This is a genomic window from Xanthomonas sp. Leaf148 (assembly GCF_001423585.1).
Classification (GTDB): Bacteria; Pseudomonadota; Gammaproteobacteria; order Xanthomonadales; family Xanthomonadaceae; genus Xanthomonas.
In genome coordinates this window covers 550,219-566,727 of record NZ_LMOP01000008.1, presented here as the reverse complement: position 1 = coordinate 566,727, position 16,509 = coordinate 550,219, and the positions used below count along the sequence as shown (strand labels likewise).

Genomic DNA, 16,509 nt, shown 5'->3' with positions numbered 1-16,509 from the left:
CTTGGTGCGTCGATGACCTTCGCGGTGTGGAAACCGATCGTGTCCACGCACCAGAGGGTACGGACGCCACTGCCGACTCTCGGCGTCCCTGGCTACCCAGACGCCAATCGCGGCGTGCTTGTCGGCCCGCGGTGTGAAGTGTGAAGCGTGATCCAGTCGCGTATGCAGGTGCTCCAGGCATAACCGAAGGCTTATCACCTGCGCGACGTATGCACGGAAATGTGTGATCCCTATCGCACCTTCATCGAAAAAAATGGTGCAAGTGCACATTCCTCACGCTTACGTCACCAACGAGAAACATTTGCATGCGATAGCTGTTGTGCTCGCTAGACACCGAGCCAACCTGTCCCCCGACCAGCGCACTTTCCGCTGAACGTCGATCTGCTCTATGAGCAATCGGCGGTGGCGTTGTGCGTCCGAACGATTCCTAGGAGATTCACTCCCATGCGCTTCAGGACCCTGCTTGCCGTTCTGCTACTCACCGGTTTCAGTGCCGCGGCCCAGGCACAAGTCGTCACCCTCAATAAGGGCGGTTACACGCTGCGCTACGACTGCACCAACCACACCGCGCTGCGCTACGAATACGTACTGCAAGCCGACACCGGATCGGCCGCGCGTCCATCCAGTTTCAATCTGGACACCGAGCTGCCCAGCGGTTGCGGCGGACAGACCACTGCAGCGTCGTATGCCAGCGTGCGCAGCGGCTACGACCGCGGCCATCTGGTGACCTCCAACCACATGGATTACAACGCGACCTACATCCGTCGCGCCAACCTGATGTCCAACATCGTGCCGCAGGTGTCCAGCTTCAATCAGGGCATCTGGGTGCGTGCGGAAAACGTGGCCGAGTGCTACCGCGATATCGCCAGCGTGCAGGTCTACGGCGGGGTGATCTACAGCGACACCAGCAACGACTACTTTCTGAGCAGCCACGGTATTCGCACGCCGGATTTCTTCTGGAAGACCATCATCACCGCCAACCCCGGCGGCGGCACGCGCGCCATCAGCTGGCTGATTCCCAACAGCGCCAATCTGGGTTCGCTGGACAGCTACATCGTCAGCATCGACGAGCTTGAAGACCTGTACGGTGCCAGCACCATCGGCATCACCGCACCGGCAGCCGTCAAGGCAATGCTGCCCACCACCACCTGGCCGCAGCCGAGCAACTGCGACCTGGGCTGAGTCGCCTACGCAGGCAGCAACGGCCCAGCCCGGCGGCATCAAGCTGGGTCGTTGCAACTGGTCGCGGCTGTGCGTGTGGCTGCTTGCGTACTGAGCCGACAGGTTCTTGCGAGGTTGCGCCACGCGGATATGCGCAGAGCCGCGCGGCACTGCCATCGCTGCGGTTCCGTCGCCTCTGTTATCGATCACGCTCTGCAGCATATTGCCGCGTGCACGCTAATGCGCGGCGTCGAAATCATCAAACCAGTCCGCATACGGCGTGTTCTTGACCAGATGCCGAGTGAGGTCGTCGGCACCGTCTGTCCACCACACCGGGCCGCGCTCTCCCAAGGCGATCTTGGCGGCATCGACCTCGGCGCGTGCGCGCGCCAGCTGCTGCGCATCGTCGTGACGCTTGGCTGCCTTGACCGCACGACGTGCATCCATCAGCTCGGCGACCAACCTCGCGCGCACCGCTGCGCTCAGCTGTGGATCGGATGTGCGCCACAACCGGCCACGTACGATCAGGTAGCGCCCGTCGGGCGTGGTGAGCGGCGCTTTGGCCGTGCTCATGGCTGTCTTATCAAGCACATGCAAGCTAGCGCATCACGACACACGCCGATCACGCCACCGGCGCAAAGCGCGGACGCATCACGCCATCCACGTCCACCTGTTGCATGAACATCGCGTACGGCCGCACCCACAGGCCGATCTCGCTGTCCAGCGGCCGATACAGCACCAGCGGCTCCAGGGTTTCACTGCTGCGCACAACGCCCAGCACTTCGTAACGGCCACCCTTGAAGTGGCGATATTCACCCAGTGCGATTGTCGGTAATGGCGGCAACGTTTCCATGGCACTCAACAGTCTGGAAGGCTGTGCAGTGTAGGTCGGACGCTGCGTGCTTACGAGTGAGGTCGATGCGCACATGGCGGCTGTCGTATCCGCGTCCCATGCTGCACTGGGGATGCCAGCGGCGCAGCACAGACGGGCGAGAGGCCGATGGCGGCGTCTGGACCGTCGCAACAAGATGTATCCGCAACAGCGGGCGGCGACATCCATGCAGCGGTGCTTCTCATCGATCACGCCTCCGCTGCACGTGTGCACGACGCGGTGCAGCACCACGCCGTGCAGCACCACCCGCCCAGACCTATTGGTCTTCGTCGCCATCGCCATCGATGCTGTCGTCGTCATCGATCTCGCTGTCCTGCGCGGGGCCATCCTGCAGCAGATCATCGTTCTTGCCGGGCGCCTTGATCCCGGCAGGCGGGCTGGGATCGTCGATCCGGACGTTATCGTTCTCTTGAGTGCGCATGTACGTCTCCTGCAGCAGAAAGCCGTGTAGCCACCTTCCTCCCGCAGCCGTGACGCGCACGTGTGGCTTGCGCACGGCGGCGGGAGCGGCATGCAGCGTTATCACGTGCACGCGCTGGCGAAGGCGCGGGCGCTGTGCACCCAACGGTGGGCGGGCGCGAGAAGCCGAAGAGGCACACGGCCGATGTTGATTGCGATGTCCCCCCGTCGGGGGCGACTCGCCGCGCTGTGGCTTTAGAGCCGCTGACAAAACGTTGCGAGCAGTCGCCAGGTGGATGTGGACGGCACGCTCAGAACCGGCGTGTACGCATGTCTATACCGTACCGAGCAGCGGCAGCGCCACCTGGCGTTGAGCGCAGTCGTGTTGTTAGCCGCTGTTAAATAACCGAGTCAGCCTGCAACACAACGGTCTTGCATCCGTCCGCTGTCAGCCGCCGTAGGTACAGAACGCCCATCGGAGAACCTCCCCATGCCGAGCCTGCTCTGTGACCTGGAAGACCTGCTCGCCGCCTGGAAGGCGGAAGCGCACACCTTCGACGCCTGCAACATGCCGGCCTCCGCACTTGCCCTGCGCGACTGCCACCGCCGGCTCACCGCGCTGATGGCCGCGCATGCGCTTGCGCCACACCCATCAGACACCGCCGCGACAGCCAACGAACGAGCCAACTCGCCAGCTGCCGTGTAGTGACACCCGCGTAGGCGCACGCGCGTCGCGGTGCACGCACTGGCCGGCGCGTGTCGCGTGGTCGTAGATGCCGCGCATCGCAGCACTGGTCGGCGCAATCCAGCACTCACGCGAGCGCACTGGGTTCGGCCCACGGCGTCAGTCGTCGCCGCTGGCCCGTTCGCCCATCAATTCGCGCTCGCGCTTCTCCAGCTCTTCGGCGTAGCGCTTGCGCACGAAGCCTTCGGACAACACGCCCAGCACCCGGCGGTCGGTATCGATCACCGCCAGCTCGTCGGCCTGCGTCGCATCGAAGACCTTCATGATCGCCACGATGTCGGTGTCTGCCAGCAACGCCGCATCGCGATGTCTGGCGTAGTCGCTCACCGGCGCATCCGGTTGCACGTTGTCGGCATACAGCACCGCCAGCGGCACCACACCGGCATAGTGCCCGGCCGCATCTTCCAGCACCACGCGCTGGGTCGAGCCCAGCGGAAAACGCCGCCGGAATTCGCCCACGCTGATGTCGTGCGCGGTGTGATTGGCATCCTTGCGCATCATCTTGCCGGCCGACAGATTGCGGACCCAGCCCACGTCGCGTGCGCTGCGGATGTTTTCGCCACGCAGATGTAGCCGCCAGGTCGAGAACGAATAACCAAACACCTGACGCACTACCGTATTGGCCACCAGCACCGCCGCCATCACCGCGCTGGCCAGCACAAAGTCGTGCGTGCCCTCCAGGATCAGCATCGCCATGGTCATCGGTGCACCCACGATCGCCGCCGCCAGTGCGGCCATACCGACCAACGCGGCGCTGGTCGCGTCCACCACCGCCGCGCCTACCAACAGGTTCACGGCCACTGCGAACAGGCTGCCGACCAACGAGCCCATGAACAGGGACGCAAAGAACAAGCCGCCACGGAAGCCGAAGCCCAACGAAATGCCGGAAGCAATGCACTTGAGCACCAACAGCGTAGCCAGTACCTGCAAGGTGGTGCTGCTGGTCATATCCAGGTGCAACGCGCCGTGGCCGGACGACAGTACCTGTGGCGAGTACATCGCCAATGGAATCAGCAGCAACCCGCCGATGACCGGGCGGCCCCACAGCGGCAAATTGATGCGCCCCACGCTGCGTTCGATGCCGGCCACCAGGCGCATGACGGCGATGCCGATCAACGCGCACACCAACCCCAGCGCAACGTAGATCGCGTAGTCGCGTGGCTGCAACTGGTACGCCACCGCCGCCGGTAACGAATAGGGCGCTGCGCCAAGCGCGCTGGCCATGAACGCACCGGCCAATGCCGCAGCCGCCACCGGTGCCAAGGCCGATGGCGTGTAGGCGCCGATCACGATCTCGAACGCGTAGAACGCACCCGCCAGCGGCGCACCGAAGGCGCCCGCGATAGCACCCGCCGCACCGGCACCGACCAGGGTGCGCATGTCCGCGCGGCGCACCCGCAGGATGCGACCGAGCTGCGAGCCGGCGCCGGATCCCATTTGCGTATACGCCGCCTCCAACCCGACCGATGCGCCGAAGCCGTTGGACAACAAGGTCTGCACCGCAACGATCAGGTTATCGCGCATCGACATGCGCCCGCCGTGCAGCGCATTGGCTTCCACCGCATCCACCAGCGGCCGCTTGCGCCGTCGCGCCATCAACGCCACCAGTCCCACCAGCAGCCCGCCCAGCGGAAGCACCAGCAATTGCGTGGGCGTGATCGAGGTTGCCGTGCTGAGCCGCGCATCCGGCCCCAACCCGTACAACCAGGCCTGCAACGCGTGCGCGATCCCGGCCTGCAGCACCATCAGTGCAGCAGCGACCAATCCCACCAGCGCAGCCAACCCGATAAACCACAGGTCGTTGGCACGCAACTGCCGGCGCAACCACTCGACGGGTCGGCGCAGCTGCGCGGCAGTGGACGACTGCGCAGGAAGGACATTGTGAGACTGTGGCTGCATGGCACCAGGGGTTCGCTGGATCGGCACGTCGCCAGTAGCGACCTCAACCGTGAAAATTAGAGTGGTTAACAAAACGACTGCGTAGCCGCCGAGCGGGTGTGGTGGTTGCTCGGAATCGGCATGTACCACTCGTACACTGCGGTTCTGCGTGCGCCGTCCACACCCAGCTGACGACGACTCGCTACATTTTTGCCGCTCTTAGTGTGCATCAGCTTCGCTGACCTGACGCAATCTGGCAGCCACAGCGCCCCTGAATGCTGCGCGCTGGATGCGCGATGGCCTGTGCCACATGCGGGGTTGCTACAGTCGGCGATGGCACCGAGTGACTGCAGTCCCTCGCCATACCCCGCAGCAGTAGCCGATACACGATAAGGAGCCTCAATGTTCAACCTGCTGCTGGTAGTGATCGCGATCGAAGGCGTTCTATCGATCAGCTGGAACCGCATGTACTTCGGTTGGGGATTGCCGGTGTTCCGGCGCCGGATTCCGGCAAGCCGTCAGGCACTGGACTGTTTTTCATTGGCACAGGTGGAACAGGCGCTCGATCAGTCGCGCTGGCCGGAACTCAGATTCCATCCGTTGTCCGAACATGTCTACGCGTTTCGCGAGACGTTTCTGGTGATCATCGGCCCGATGTACCCACCGATCATGCGCGGGCACATCGCAGTCGACCGCAGGCACCGCGAGATCATTATCACCGGCTACTGCAACTGGACCATGGTGTATATCGTGGCTGGGATTCTGGTCCCCGCAATCATCATCAAGCCAGGCGTAACGCTGATGTTCTTGGCGCTGCTCATGGTGGTTTATCTGCTGCAACGCAGACGGTTTATCGGTGTCGAAACAACCGTACAGACGCTGCTGCAGACCAACACCACTCCGCTCATCCCACGCCTCCCCGACGGGTCCAGGCGCGCATCGCCAGAATGACAGCCGCCGCGTGCCGCGCGTTGCCGTGCATCACTCCACCGGGCACAGCGGCTTTTCGTCGGGCCGCAGCGTGAGCACACGCACGCCGGTACGCGTCACCGCCACCGTGTGCTCGAACTGCGCCGACAACTTGCCATCGCGGGTGTACACCGGCCACTGGTCAGGCTGCGAACGGATCGCTGCGCGGCCCTTATTGATCATCGGCTCGATGGTGAACACCATGCCTTCCTGCAGCGTCAAACCGGTGCCTGCGTGGCCGTGATGCAGGATCTGCGGGTCTTCGTGCATCTCGCGCCCGATGCCATGCCCGCAATACTCCTTGACCACGCTATAGCCGTGGTCGCGCGCATGCCGCGCAATGGCCTGCCCGAGATCGCCCAGGCGCGCACCGGGCCGTACCGCAGCGATGCCTTTCCACATCGCCTGATAGGCAGTCTGCACCAGCCGCCGCGCCGGATAGGCAACCTCGCCCACCAGATACGTGGTGCTGGAATCCGCAATAAAACCGTTCTTTTCCAGCGTGATATCCAGATTGACGATCTGCCCGCCGCGCAGCACATCGTCGGCCGACGGCACACCGTGGCAAACCACATCGTCGATCGACGCGTTGAGCACGAATTCGAACCCGTACTGCCCCTTGCTTGCAGGCCGTGCGTCGAGCGCATCCACAATCATGCGCTCGACAAAGGCATTGAGCTCCAACGTACTGCGCCCTTCCAGCGGCAGCCGATCCAGCGCATGAAACACCTGCGCGAGCAGCTGCCCGGAGATCGCCATCAGTGCGATCTCATCCGGCGACTTGATCATGCACGCCCTGGTTTTGCCGCGGGCGGCTTCAAGGCTTGCGGCCGCACTCCCGCCGCGCGCAGCTCTTGCGCCACGATGTCCTGGAACGAGGATTCCGGATGCATCTCGCACAACATGCCGACCTTGATCCAGAAAGTGGCCTGCGCATTGATCGACCGGCTGGTGACGGTACAGGCGCGCCGCAATTGATCGTGCAGGTCGTCATCGATATTGACGATGCCCATGGTGGCTCCAGGCTTGGAATATACACATCGTATATGAATCGTATATTCGACGACAAGCCGCGCGATGGGATGAGCAGTGCGTGCGGCAGGGTTCGGTACGCATCGGCGGTGGCCTGAGGGCGCTCACCCATAGAGCCCTGCATGCCGACGCAGGATCAGACCTGCGGCTGGCGCACGCGCACTTGGCCGACGCCCCACAGCAGTACCGGCCACAGCATGAAATGCACAACGGCAGAGAGTGTTGCAATCACAACCAACACGATGCATGGCAACATCGCGCCGAACACGAAGGTCATGCCCAGCACAAAACCGAACAGATACTCGGCGCGGTAAGCACGGGCGACCACGGTGCAAAGCAGGACCGTCACCAGCACGCCAAATGCCGCCGACGCATCGCCTTGCCGCATCGCGTGCGCACAGCTGACATAGAATCCGCAGTATGAGACAGCGGCGGACACCTCTACGCACATTTGCCTGGTTAGCCATCATGGCTGCCATGCTGATGGCTGTGGCACCGGTTGTCTCACGCTTGGCGCAGGCGGCTGCCGTCGCACCTCCCATCGTCAGCGAGCTTTGCCACCACGGCGAGACAGCAGTTGCCGCGATTGCCGAAGCGGCCACACCCACTGCACACGCACGGGGCGGCGCGCCAATCGGCAGCGACCACACCCGGCAACACGATGCATGCGATTACTGCGCATTGGCGGCGCGCATGCTGCCGGTGCTGCTTGCCGTATGGTTGCCGCTTGCTGCGCCCGCTCCGCCAGTGTTCGCCTCGCCCGATACGCTGCCGATCGTTACCGGGCGATTCCGCTACGCGCACGCTCCACGCGGGCCGCCGGCCAGCGCTTAAACGTCCAACCGACAGGGATGGCATCGGCGGCACTCGTCGCCGTCCATGTGTCGCTGCCCCGCGCGTCCGAACACACCATCGTGGTGCCTGGCTGCCTTGTCTTGCACACGGGCTCCAGCACAGGCGGCAGCACTCGCGTACCTGTTTCTTATTCGATACCGGCACCCGTCACGGGAGCCGCTTGCCTGGATCTGTCCATGCACACCGACCTGCCCCACCCGCACCGCCTTTCCATGGCGCTGCGCAGCGCCATGGCCGCGCCACTGCTCTGCACTGCGTTCTGTGCAATCGCACAGGACACGCCCAACACGCTGTCCACCATCTTCGTCAGCCAGGACCAAGCCGTACGCGACACACCTGCATCGACTGGAACATCGCTGGGACTGAGCCCGTTCCAGACACCGGCCAGCCTGGACGTCATCACCCGCGATCAACTCGATGCACGCGGCGACAGCAACGTCACCGACGCCATTACCCGCGCCGGTGCCATCAGTGCCATGGCGCATCCAGGCAACGGGCTGAGCGCGCTCTCCACTCGCGGCTTTACCGACAGCGCATCGGTCATGCGCCTGTATGACGGCCTGCGCCAATACGGCGGCGTGGGCGTCACTTTTCCATTCGACACCTGGTCCATCGAACGCATCGAAGTCCTGCGTGGGCCGGCCTCGGTGATCTATGGCGATGGCGCCATTGGCGGCGTCGTCAACATCATCCCGAAAATGCCGAGCGCCGGTGCCATTCAAAACGATATCCAGGCCACCATCGGGACCCAGGACACCGCACGCCTGGCCTTCGGCAGCGGCGGCGGCCTGACCGATGCCCTGTCCTACCGCATGGATGTCAGCGGCAATACCACCGGCGGTTGGGTAGACCGTGGCCGCGCCGCAGATGCCACTTTTTCCGGCGCACTGCGCTGGCAGATCGCCCCCACCTTGCACACCACCCTGCGTTACGCCTACGGCTATCAGACCCCGATGCGCTACTTCGGCACGCCACTGGTGGATGGACGCCAGCTACCCGCGCTGCGCCATAAGAATTACAACATCGGCGATGGCGTCATCCGCTTCCGCGACCAGTGGACCCAGCTGGACACGGTGTGGACGCCCACCGCCGCACTCACGCTCAGCATGCGCCTGTACCACATCGACAGTCAGCGCGATTGGCGCAACGCCGAAGCCTATCTTTACGACACCGCCACGCGGCTGATCGACCGCTCCGACAACACGGCCATCGGTCACGACCAACAACAGACCGGGCTTACCGCCAATAGCGTCGTGCGAGGACGCGTGGGAGGGTTCGACAACACGTTCTCGTTCGGTGTCGATGCCAATGACAGCCGCTTTCAGCACACCAACAACACCTACGTCGGCAGCGCCGGTCCGGTGGACCCGTACGCACCGGTGCCCGGGCGTTTCAGCAGCGACATTCCCACCATTCCGCGGTATCGCAACAGTGCCCGGCAGTACGCGTTGTTCCTGGAAAACCGCCTCGCACTGAGCACGGCCTGGTCGGTGCTTGGCGGGATGCGCTATGACCACGCCACGCTCGATCGGCAGAACCTTGTCGCCGGTACGCAGGCCTTCAGCACCACGTTTTCCAACGTTGGCTGGCGTATCGGCACGGTCTACGATCTGCAGCCCGGCTTGGCGCTCTACGCGCAATACGCGCGCGCCGCAGACCCGGTCGGTGGCTTGCTGATGCTCAGCCCGGCCAACAGCCGCTTTGCGATGTCGCAAGGCCGGCAAACCGAGGTGGGCCTGAAACAGGCATTTGCGCAAGGACGCGGCGAATGGACGCTGGCCGCGTATCACATCCGCAAATCCGACTTACTCACCCGCGACCCCGTCGACCCCGATCTGCGCGTGCAGGTCGGTGCGCAAAGCACGCGTGGCATCGAAGCAGCGCTCTCGCTCGCCACGCACAACGGCTGGCAACTGGATCTCAACGCAACCGCATTACGCGCCCGCTACGACGACTTCACCGAGGCCACTGGTGCCCCTGCAGTTGCGATCTCGCGGGCAGGCAACGTCCCGCCCAATGTCGCCGCACGGCTCGCCAATGCATGGCTCAGCTGGAACTTTCAGACCGATTGGACGGCCGCCGCGGGCCTGCGTTATGTGGGCACGCGCTATGCCGATACCGCCAACGCGCTGGCCCTGCCCGGCTACACCACAACCGATGTATCGCTACGCTGGCAGGTACGTCAGGACACGGCGCTGACGGCACGCATCTATAACCTGTTCGACAAGGCGTACTTCACTACCGCGTACTACACCGAAACGCAGTGGCTGTACGGCCCGGATCGACGCATGGAGTTCACCGTGAACCATCGCTTCTAGGCAACCTGCCGCGCAGCATGTGGCTGTAGTCCAGCCACATGCTGTTTGCAGGTATCGATCGACGCGCTACGTTGCTCGCTGCTTTGGGTTTGCAGCTGTCGACGCATCAACCGTTGGAATCGCCCGACGACACCGCCCGCATCTGCAGACCATGCCGTGGCGCTTGTGCCAAACGCTTACTCAAGGTCTGGCAAGCGGGCAGACCGCTGCAATCTCCCGCATGCTCATTGCCACGCCATCCTTCGGTTGCGTCACCGCAACAGTGTCTGCTGGCAGCGATTCGCCCCATTTTCGCAGTGCATCGAAGACGCCATGCAGCCCTTCACCCAATGGCGTGAGTTCGTACACCACGCGCGGCGGCGTCTGCGCATACGCGGTGCGCGCCACCAGACCGGAGGCCTCAAAGCGCCGCAGGTGACTGGTCAATGTATGTGCGCTGATGCCCTGCAATAGCTGCCTGAGTTCGGTGAACCGGCGCGGCCCCGCAAGCAGCTCGCGCACGATCAACGACGCCCATGGCCCCTCCAGCAACCGGAAAAAACGCGCGACACCACAACACGGAGTTGTTGATCTTTCCATCGGCTGGCTGATCCTGGCAGTGAACGACCCCTGGCTGCCAGCACGCCGCCGTGCTGGCACATCGATTCCCAACGACACTGCCTAGTGCATATGCTGGTCATGCGATTCGGCATCGGGCGCCGATGCGCCGATGGGACGAACGTCGAAGTGCACCTCGACGCGTGGCGCATGCTCGAACACCAGCGTAGCCACCACCGGCTTGCCTTGTTCGAATGGCGCGTGCGGTGCGATGAACATCAGATGCGTGCCGCCGCTACCAAGCACCACGTCTTTTCCAGGCGGCAAGACCAGCCCCTGTTCCAGATGGCGCATTTTCATTACACCCGCATCCATCGTCATCTCATGGATTTCCACCTGTGCACTGGCCGGCGATTCCACCGCCACCAGGCGATCCGGCGTTGCCGACTGATTCCGCAAGGTGAGGTAGCCGCCCGCTACCGGCGCACCCGGCGGCGTTGCGCGCGACCATGCGCCGCTCGCCACCACCACAGGCGCTGCAGCCGGCGCTGCGGTCGACGCAGGTGCCACAACAGCGGGGGCCGGGCTGGCCTCGGGCGCAGGTGCGCGCTCGCAGGCCACCATCGACAAAGCAGACAATGCACTCACCATCAACAGATGCAATTTCATTTCGTTCTCCTTGGGTCGAGCCGTGCGTACGCCACAGCGCATTGCATCGCGGTCATCGACGTTGAAATTCGGGAAGCCGGCAGGTCGCTCTTACGTCAGTTAGAGCACTTGCCGGATATCGTGCACAACCGAGTCCACCGTCTGCTCGTGGGCCAGACCCACGCGCAGCTGTCCGTCGCGATCAAAAAGAAAACTGCGGGTGGAGTGATCGATGGTGTATGTCGGCCCCATCGGCACTTTTGCATAACTCACTTTCAGATTGCCTGCCGCCACCCGGATGTCGCCCTCGCTACCGGTCAAGCCGATAAAGTCCGGATCGAATGCCTTCACGTAGGTCCTGAGCACGTTTGGCTTATCGCGTTGCGGGTCCAGCGTGGCGAACGCGAATTGCACCTTCGCCGCATCCGCACCCAGCTTGCGCTTGACCTGCGCCGCACGCGCCAGCGTCGTCGGGCACACATCCGGGCAATGGGTGAAGCCGAAGAACAACACCAACGCCTTGCCACGAAAACTACGCAATGGCCGTGGCGTGCCTTCGGTGTCGTAAAGGTAAAAATCCATTCCGCGCGCCATCGCGCTGAGGTCTGCGCCATTGGGGGCGGACCCGCCGCCCCATTGCCCACATCCGGCCAATACGCAGACCAGACACCCCAGCATCACGTACGACAGTCGTCGCTTCCACACAGATCGCATTGCTTGCATCCTGATTCCCATCCATCCATTAAGAGCGGCCTTACGTTTGCCGCTCTATCGCGCGCCATTGATTGCGAATCGGCAGCAATCGCAGCCCTTGCTGCACACATTGGTCCGCCGTGTCATTCACCGGCGCTCCTGCGGTTGTACGCCAACTGCCTGGTCGCAGTGCTCCGCGTTCGGTACGCCATCGCTCGAAGCAGTCCGACTCGGCTGTTGCGGTTCGCCTGCAGTCAGCCGGCGCAACTGGGCAGGGGTAATCAACGCCAGTGTCGGCACCAGCGTCAGAAGGGCAAGGCAAGGCGTCGCCGCCGCGCGGGGCGGCAAAGCAAAGTAGGTCATCTACATGCTCCAGAACATCCAACATCACACCCGCTGACGGGTGCGGCTCTCCATCCGATGTTTCAGGCAAACAGCGGTGGGCCGCGTGGCGCATGTGCCAGCCAGCGTGCGGCTGATGGAGCCTCAGCGGCAAGACGCTCAACTGCACGCCGACCCCGACGGAGCGCAAACAGCACGCACGCCATCAGCAGCCAGGGCAGCAGCCGCGCGGCGAGCAGGCAGTAATCGCAGGCAAACGCATGGCCGCCATCGGTATGGTGCAGATCGTGTTCGGTGCTCGGCCACCGCTTGGCTGTCCCTGCCTGGGCATTTGCTGCCAACTGCGCGGCATGTACACCGACGGCATCGGCCGCCTCGCCAGCTGGCCAGGGCTGACTGTGGCAAAGCGGCCCGTCCAGAACGCCGGAGGCGTTCTCGAGCGTGCGGCTGACCAAGGGCGCGACCAACAGCAATAGCAGCGCCAGGCAAGCCAGGCGCTGCATCATGCTGAACAAGGGCGAGGGACGGAGGCGCACCCGCAAAGTGTAATGAAAAAACCGCACGCCACCTGCGACCCTTCGTCGCAGCCGGACACCTGGGTTCGCGCGGCGGAGCGCACTGCATGCACTGCGCACCTCGCCCGGGCCAGGCGTATCCCGCGCGGCAATCGGTCTGCACCATCAGCACCGGGCGCCACGCGCGCGCCGTTGTCTCACTGACCCTGCAGATACTCCTGCGTGGATCGCACTGCCGCATAGCCAAACTGAAACGCCGCCATCATTGTCGCGTGCACGTGGGCCGCAGGCACCTTGGTGCCATCGAAGTCCAGGTCCATCGTGGCGCAGGCATCGTGCAGCACTGTCACTGTATAGCCCATGTCGGCGGCAGCGCGCACACAGGCATCCACGCACATGTGGCTCATCGCGCCGACAATCACCACGTCCGTCACACCGTGTTGCTGCAGCTGCTGCGCAAGCTGCGTCTCGCGAAAGGCGTTGACGTGCTGCTTGACGATGACCACTTCGCCATCCTGTGGCGCAACTGTGTCATGGGTCTGTGCGCCCTGCGAACCGGCCACAAGAAACGGGGCACCCGCAGCCGCCTCGTGACGCACATGCAACACCGAAACGCCAGTGTCGCGCGCATTGGCGATCACCGACAACGCATTTGCTGCGGCCGCTTCGATGCCGGTCAGTGGCAGCTTCCCACCGGGGAAATAATCGTTCTGCAGATCGATGACGATGACGGCCTTGGTCATGATGTTTCTCGCGTTGAATACCATGCATCAGCATGCGCCTGCCCGGTGATCACGACGAGTGGCACCGCCGACATCACCGGGCCGTTAGCGACATCCCACCGCCGCTCGACGTGCTGGAGACGCGCGTCGAAGAAGAAAGTGGCCGGTAAGCTCAGGTCGCCCTGGCACTGCTTGCACCCGCAAACCGCTGCCGATAGTCGCTGGGCGACAGTCCAAGAATGCGTTTGAACACCTTACGGAATGCCGCCGCATCCTGGTAACCGACGTCCCACGCAATCGCATCGATAGTCATGGCATTTTCTTCCAGCAAGGCACGCGCCCGGCCGATCCGCAGCCGCTGGCAATACTCCGTGCTGGTCATGCCGGTCGCCTTCTGGAACCGGCGCAAAAAGGTGCGTGCTTCAAGCCCCGCCTGTGCGGCCAGACGGGTCAGCGCCACATCCTGCGCACCGGTCTCCTGCAGCCAGTGCTGCACCCGCAGGATGGCCGCGTCGCCATGCGTCAAACGTGGCGAAAACACGCTGTAATAGCGCTGCTGCCGGCCCGGCGGGTCGACCAGCAGCACGCGTGCGGTTTCCAGCATGACCGCCGGCCCCAGCAGGCGATCCACCAGCCGCAGACCCAGATCGGTCCACGACATCACGCCACCGGCAGACATGACATCGCCCTCGTCGATGAGCATTTCGTCCGAATCGACCCGGACCGCCGGAAAGCGCTGCTGCAATGCGTCTGCATGCAGCCAGTGCGTGGTCATGCGACGTCCGTCCATCACCCCGGTACCGGCCAGCAAAAACGCACCCGCACACACCGAGCACAGCATGACACCCTGGGCATGTTGCGCGCGCAGCCAGCTAATCAGGCTGCCATTGCGCTCCTCATCCGGCGCATCGCCCAGACTTGGCGGCAGGATCAACGCACACAGGCGCGCACCAACGTGTGTATCGCTCCCAACTACACGCGACGGCGCAATGCTGGGCGTTGCCTGCTGCCAATGCGTGACCTGGATCGATGCGCCCTCGGCTGCACCGCTCGCGCCTGCAAGCCGGTTAGCCACCGCAAACAGATCGGTAAGGCCAAGCACGGCCGCCTGCTGCGCATTGGCATACAGCACCACACCAACCTCGACCCGTTGCCTGGATGTCATCTCGTTCTCCACGCCGACTTGCATTCAGCAGCGCGCCATTAGTGCAGTTGAAGTAACCGAAGTACGCCGTCCATGCTCCTGCGCCACAGCTTCCCTCTCACGTCCACAGGAGTATGCCAATGACTTACATCATCCATGGTGCCACCGGCGCACAAGGCGCCCCGCTGCTCAATGTGCTGTTGCAGGCCGGCAAGCAGGCCGTGGCCGCAGTGCGCAACGCCGACGCGGTCACCGGCCCCTCGGTGCAGATCGATAATGGCTCTGTCCAATCATTGACCGATGCCTATCGCGGCGCGCAGGGCGTCTTCATACACCTGCCTCAGGCGCCCGAGGACGTGCGCGTGGCCTACGCCACCAATATCGTCCAGGCCATCGACACCGCAAAGCCCGCGCGTGTGCTGATCTCCACCAGCGGCAGCATCGTCGACGAACCGGGCAACGCATTGCAGGCAGCGCCCGACTCGGCCATCGCCCTCCTGATCGATGGCGTGCAACGCAGCGGCGTCTCCAGCGCCGTCATCGCCCCACGCCTGTATCTGGAAAACCTGCTGCTGCCCATGGTGATCGGCGGCGTGCACGCCAACGGCGTCCTCGGTTATCCGATCCGGGAAGATTTCCCGGTGTCCTGGAGCTCGCACCTGGACATCGCCGACGTTGCTGCACTGCTGTTCGATCAGCCTGCCATCACCGGTGTGGTCGGCGTCGGCCAGCTACCAGGCCTGCTGGGCGCAGACCTCGCCGCAGCAATGGCCAAGCACTTCAAGCGCGATGTGCACTTTCAACCCGTGCAACCCGAAGCATTCGGCGAGCAATTGCAGCCCCTGCTCGGCCCCGCTGCCATGGCCGTCGCCGGGTTCTACCAGGCCCTTTGGCAAACCCCTGCCAACACCATCAACCCCGCCACCAGCGCCCAGCAATTGCTCGGCAGCACGCCGCGCAGCGTTGAGCAGTGGTTAAAGGATCTGCTCGGCTAACGATGACGGCTAGTGCAGTGACTACCCGGCTGAGCCGGCGGCGCAGCACAGGCATCGCTTAAGCCTGTACTGCGCCAGCACTGCGTGATCGTGAGAGCGAGTCATTGGCTGCCGATAGAAGGCTGCGCATTCTTAAGCATTGCGGCCGAGCCGAGGTACGGGCACGGACGTTCATACCTGCGGTACCGCCGCGTTGCCGCGCCTGCCTCGTAGCTGCACACAGCAGCGTGTGCTTCGTGCAGCCCTAAAGTCCGGGCCACACCTCAGAAGCGGTTGCGGTCTGGCTCAACCGCAGTGCAGGTTTCCTCGGAGGTGTCCGAGCCTTTCATCGTCATGAATCTACTGTGCCGATCTCTCGAAATCGTTGGCACATACATGCCATGGAACTTGAAGGCAGCTTGGATCCGGTCCGGCGTGATGCTTATCGGCACTACACCTGACGAAACCGCTTGCATCGCCTGGTGGCCTACCAGGATTTGAACCTGGAACCAAAGGATTATGAGTCTGTCGTCAAATCACCACGCCTAGGAAAATCAAGCGTAAGGCAACGTAAGCAACAGAACAAAAAAGTAAGCTGCGACAGCAGTTTAGCGCAGCTTGGCGAAGACGGGCAAAACTCAGCTCTGTACCGTTGGAGTACCACTATCGGAAACAATCTTGAACC

20 protein-coding genes and 2 other RNA genes are annotated in these 16,509 nt (G+C 63.4%); 7 read left to right on the top strand and 15 right to left on the bottom strand.

From position 1 onward, the window contains the following. Positions 1-444: 444 nt before the first annotated feature. Positions 445-1,182 carry a DNA/RNA non-specific endonuclease gene (locus ASF90_RS07140; protein ID WP_055847762.1) on the top strand — a complete coding sequence of 246 codons (738 nt, stop codon included), beginning with the start codon at positions 445-447 and terminating at the stop codon, positions 1,180-1,182. A 216-nt stretch (positions 1,183-1,398) separates the two neighbouring features. On the opposite strand, the gene ASF90_RS07135 is transcribed toward ASF90_RS07140, so the two are convergent. The 4 genes from ASF90_RS07135 to ASF90_RS21720 all read right to left on the bottom strand — a co-directional run bounded on the left by ASF90_RS07135 (position 1,399) and on the right by ASF90_RS21720 (position 2,784). Beyond that, the gene (locus tag ASF90_RS07135) at positions 1,399-1,734 is read right to left on the bottom strand and encodes a hypothetical protein (protein ID WP_055847759.1); all 336 of its coding nucleotides are present in this window, start codon (positions 1,732-1,734) and stop codon (positions 1,399-1,401) included. 49 nt (positions 1,735-1,783) lie between these two features. Then, positions 1,784-2,014: a DUF1653 domain-containing protein gene (locus ASF90_RS07130; protein ID WP_055847756.1), complete on the bottom strand. Its 231-nt coding sequence runs from the start codon at positions 2,012-2,014 to the stop codon at positions 1,784-1,786. A gap of 295 nt (positions 2,015-2,309) precedes the next feature. Beyond that, positions 2,310-2,474, bottom strand: a complete 165-nt coding sequence (locus ASF90_RS23830) for a hypothetical protein (RefSeq protein WP_162847471.1) — start codon at positions 2,472-2,474, stop codon at positions 2,310-2,312. Between the two features lie 240 nt (positions 2,475-2,714). Continuing rightward, positions 2,715-2,784: non-coding RNA, sX9 sRNA (locus tag ASF90_RS21720), on the bottom strand. A 158-nt stretch (positions 2,785-2,942) separates the two neighbouring features. Between ASF90_RS21720 and ASF90_RS07125 the strand changes: the two genes are divergently transcribed. Beyond that, positions 2,943-3,158, top strand: a complete 216-nt coding sequence (locus ASF90_RS07125; protein WP_055847752.1) for a hypothetical protein — start codon at positions 2,943-2,945, stop codon at positions 3,156-3,158. Positions 3,159-3,296: 138 nt separating this feature from the next. Here ASF90_RS07125 and ASF90_RS07120 read toward each other — a convergent pair whose 3' ends face one another. Beyond that, entirely contained in the window at positions 3,297-5,096 is a 1,800-nt protein-coding gene (locus tag ASF90_RS07120; RefSeq protein WP_055847750.1) for a chloride channel protein, read from the bottom strand. 120 nt (positions 5,097-5,216) lie between these two features. Here ASF90_RS07120 and ASF90_RS21715 point away from each other — a divergent pair. After that, positions 5,217-5,290, top strand: a non-coding RNA gene (locus ASF90_RS21715) — sX9 sRNA. Between the two features lie 187 nt (positions 5,291-5,477). Next, complete coding sequence (locus ASF90_RS07115; RefSeq protein WP_055847747.1) at positions 5,478-6,026, top strand: hypothetical protein; 549 nt, start codon at positions 5,478-5,480, stop codon at positions 6,024-6,026. A 30-nt stretch (positions 6,027-6,056) separates the two neighbouring features. Here the strand turns inward: ASF90_RS07115 and map are convergent, their stop codons facing one another. The 3 genes from map to ASF90_RS23355 all read right to left on the bottom strand — a co-directional run bounded on the left by map (position 6,057) and on the right by ASF90_RS23355 (position 7,425). Continuing rightward, positions 6,057-6,833: a type I methionyl aminopeptidase gene (map, locus tag ASF90_RS07110; protein ID WP_055847745.1), complete on the bottom strand. Its 777-nt coding sequence runs from the start codon at positions 6,831-6,833 to the stop codon at positions 6,057-6,059. Then, positions 6,830-7,057: a ParD-like family protein gene (locus ASF90_RS07105; RefSeq protein WP_055847742.1), complete on the bottom strand. Its 228-nt coding sequence runs from the start codon at positions 7,055-7,057 to the stop codon at positions 6,830-6,832. Before ASF90_RS07105 ends, map begins: the two co-directional genes overlap by 4 nt. 155 nt (positions 7,058-7,212) lie before the next feature. Continuing rightward, entirely contained in the window at positions 7,213-7,425 is a 213-nt protein-coding gene (locus ASF90_RS23355; RefSeq protein WP_153066588.1) for a hypothetical protein, read from the bottom strand. A gap of 71 nt (positions 7,426-7,496) precedes the next feature. Here ASF90_RS23355 and ASF90_RS07095 point away from each other — a divergent pair, with 71 nt between their 5' ends. Together ASF90_RS07095 and ASF90_RS07090 are read left to right on the top strand one after the other, a co-directional pair. Continuing rightward, the gene (locus ASF90_RS07095; RefSeq protein WP_082473445.1) at positions 7,497-7,910 is read left to right on the top strand and encodes a DUF2946 family protein; all 414 of its coding nucleotides are present in this window, start codon (positions 7,497-7,499) and stop codon (positions 7,908-7,910) included. 197 nt (positions 7,911-8,107) lie between these two features. Next, entirely contained in the window at positions 8,108-10,249 is a 2,142-nt protein-coding gene (locus tag ASF90_RS07090; protein WP_055847733.1) for a TonB-dependent receptor, read from the top strand. A gap of 180 nt (positions 10,250-10,429) precedes the next feature. On the opposite strand, the gene ASF90_RS07085 is transcribed toward ASF90_RS07090, so the two are convergent. The 7 genes from ASF90_RS07085 to ASF90_RS07060 form a co-directional block, all read right to left on the bottom strand. Further along, a complete protein-coding gene (locus ASF90_RS07085; RefSeq protein ID WP_055847731.1) occupies positions 10,430-10,828 on the bottom strand; it encodes a helix-turn-helix domain-containing protein in 399 nt (132 codons plus the stop codon). A gap of 81 nt (positions 10,829-10,909) precedes the next feature. Beyond that, entirely contained in the window at positions 10,910-11,455 is a 546-nt protein-coding gene (locus ASF90_RS07080) for a copper chaperone PCu(A)C (protein ID WP_055847729.1), read from the bottom strand. Between the two features lie 99 nt (positions 11,456-11,554). Beyond that, on the bottom strand, positions 11,555-12,016 hold the full coding sequence (locus tag ASF90_RS07075) for an SCO family protein (RefSeq protein WP_236699221.1): 462 nt from the start codon (positions 12,014-12,016) through the stop codon (positions 11,555-11,557). A gap of 258 nt (positions 12,017-12,274) precedes the next feature. Further along, positions 12,275-12,490, bottom strand: coding sequence for a hypothetical protein (locus ASF90_RS23350; RefSeq protein ID WP_153066646.1), 216 nt, complete (start codon positions 12,488-12,490; stop codon positions 12,275-12,277). A gap of 62 nt (positions 12,491-12,552) precedes the next feature. Beyond that, positions 12,553-12,972 (bottom strand): DUF2946 family protein, encoded by a 420-nt coding sequence (locus tag ASF90_RS07070; protein WP_236699220.1) that lies wholly within the window; start codon positions 12,970-12,972, stop codon positions 12,553-12,555. Between the two features lie 209 nt (positions 12,973-13,181). Next, positions 13,182-13,727, bottom strand: a complete 546-nt coding sequence (locus tag ASF90_RS07065) for a cysteine hydrolase family protein (protein ID WP_055847722.1) — start codon at positions 13,725-13,727, stop codon at positions 13,182-13,184. Positions 13,728-13,878: 151 nt separating this feature from the next. After that, the gene (locus ASF90_RS07060; RefSeq protein WP_055850224.1) at positions 13,879-14,871 is read right to left on the bottom strand and encodes a GlxA family transcriptional regulator; all 993 of its coding nucleotides are present in this window, start codon (positions 14,869-14,871) and stop codon (positions 13,879-13,881) included. Between the two features lie 119 nt (positions 14,872-14,990). Here ASF90_RS07060 and ASF90_RS07055 point away from each other — a divergent pair, with 119 nt between their 5' ends. Beyond that, a complete protein-coding gene (locus tag ASF90_RS07055; RefSeq protein ID WP_055847719.1) occupies positions 14,991-15,845 on the top strand; it encodes an NmrA family NAD(P)-binding protein in 855 nt (284 codons plus the stop codon). Positions 15,846-16,509: the final 664 nt, after the last annotated feature.

Bases quoted from the DNA above. Each gene is read 5' to 3' on its own strand.
- ASF90_RS07095 (WP_082473445.1), top strand. From the start codon at position 7,497: ATGAGACAGCGGCGGACACCTCTACGCACATTTGCCTGGTTAGCCATC.
- ASF90_RS07135 (WP_055847759.1), bottom strand. From the start codon at position 1,734: ATGAGCACGGCCAAAGCGCCGCTCACCACGCCCGACGGGCGCTACCTG.
- ASF90_RS07130 (WP_055847756.1), bottom strand. From the start codon at position 2,014: ATGGAAACGTTGCCGCCATTACCGACAATCGCACTGGGTGAATATCGC.
- ASF90_RS07105 (WP_055847742.1), bottom strand. From the start codon at position 7,057: ATGGGCATCGTCAATATCGATGACGACCTGCACGATCAATTGCGGCGC.
- ASF90_RS07140 (WP_055847762.1), top strand. From the start codon at position 445: ATGCGCTTCAGGACCCTGCTTGCCGTTCTGCTACTCACCGGTTTCAGT.
- ASF90_RS07075 (WP_236699221.1), bottom strand. From the start codon at position 12,016: ATGGATTTTTACCTTTACGACACCGAAGGCACGCCACGGCCATTGCGT.
- ASF90_RS07090 (WP_055847733.1), top strand. From the start codon at position 8,108: ATGCACACCGACCTGCCCCACCCGCACCGCCTTTCCATGGCGCTGCGC.
- ASF90_RS07115 (WP_055847747.1), top strand. From the start codon at position 5,478: ATGTTCAACCTGCTGCTGGTAGTGATCGCGATCGAAGGCGTTCTATCG.
- ASF90_RS23350 (WP_153066646.1), bottom strand. From the start codon at position 12,490: ATGACCTACTTTGCTTTGCCGCCCCGCGCGGCGGCGACGCCTTGCCTT.
- ASF90_RS23830 (WP_162847471.1), bottom strand. From the start codon at position 2,474: ATGCGCACTCAAGAGAACGATAACGTCCGGATCGACGATCCCAGCCCG.
- ASF90_RS07055 (WP_055847719.1), top strand. From the start codon at position 14,991: ATGACTTACATCATCCATGGTGCCACCGGCGCACAAGGCGCCCCGCTG.
- ASF90_RS07125 (WP_055847752.1), top strand. From the start codon at position 2,943: ATGCCGAGCCTGCTCTGTGACCTGGAAGACCTGCTCGCCGCCTGGAAG.
- ASF90_RS07120 (WP_055847750.1), bottom strand. From the start codon at position 5,096: ATGCAGCCACAGTCTCACAATGTCCTTCCTGCGCAGTCGTCCACTGCC.
- ASF90_RS07080 (WP_055847729.1), bottom strand. From the start codon at position 11,455: ATGAAATTGCATCTGTTGATGGTGAGTGCATTGTCTGCTTTGTCGATG.
- ASF90_RS07065 (WP_055847722.1), bottom strand. From the start codon at position 13,727: ATGACCAAGGCCGTCATCGTCATCGATCTGCAGAACGATTATTTCCCC.
- ASF90_RS07070 (WP_236699220.1), bottom strand. From the start codon at position 12,972: ATGCAGCGCCTGGCTTGCCTGGCGCTGCTATTGCTGTTGGTCGCGCCC.
- map (WP_055847745.1), bottom strand. From the start codon at position 6,833: ATGATCAAGTCGCCGGATGAGATCGCACTGATGGCGATCTCCGGGCAG.
- ASF90_RS07060 (WP_055850224.1), bottom strand. From the start codon at position 14,871: ATGACATCCAGGCAACGGGTCGAGGTTGGTGTGGTGCTGTATGCCAAT.
- ASF90_RS07085 (WP_055847731.1), bottom strand. From the start codon at position 10,828: ATGGAAAGATCAACAACTCCGTGTTGTGGTGTCGCGCGTTTTTTCCGG.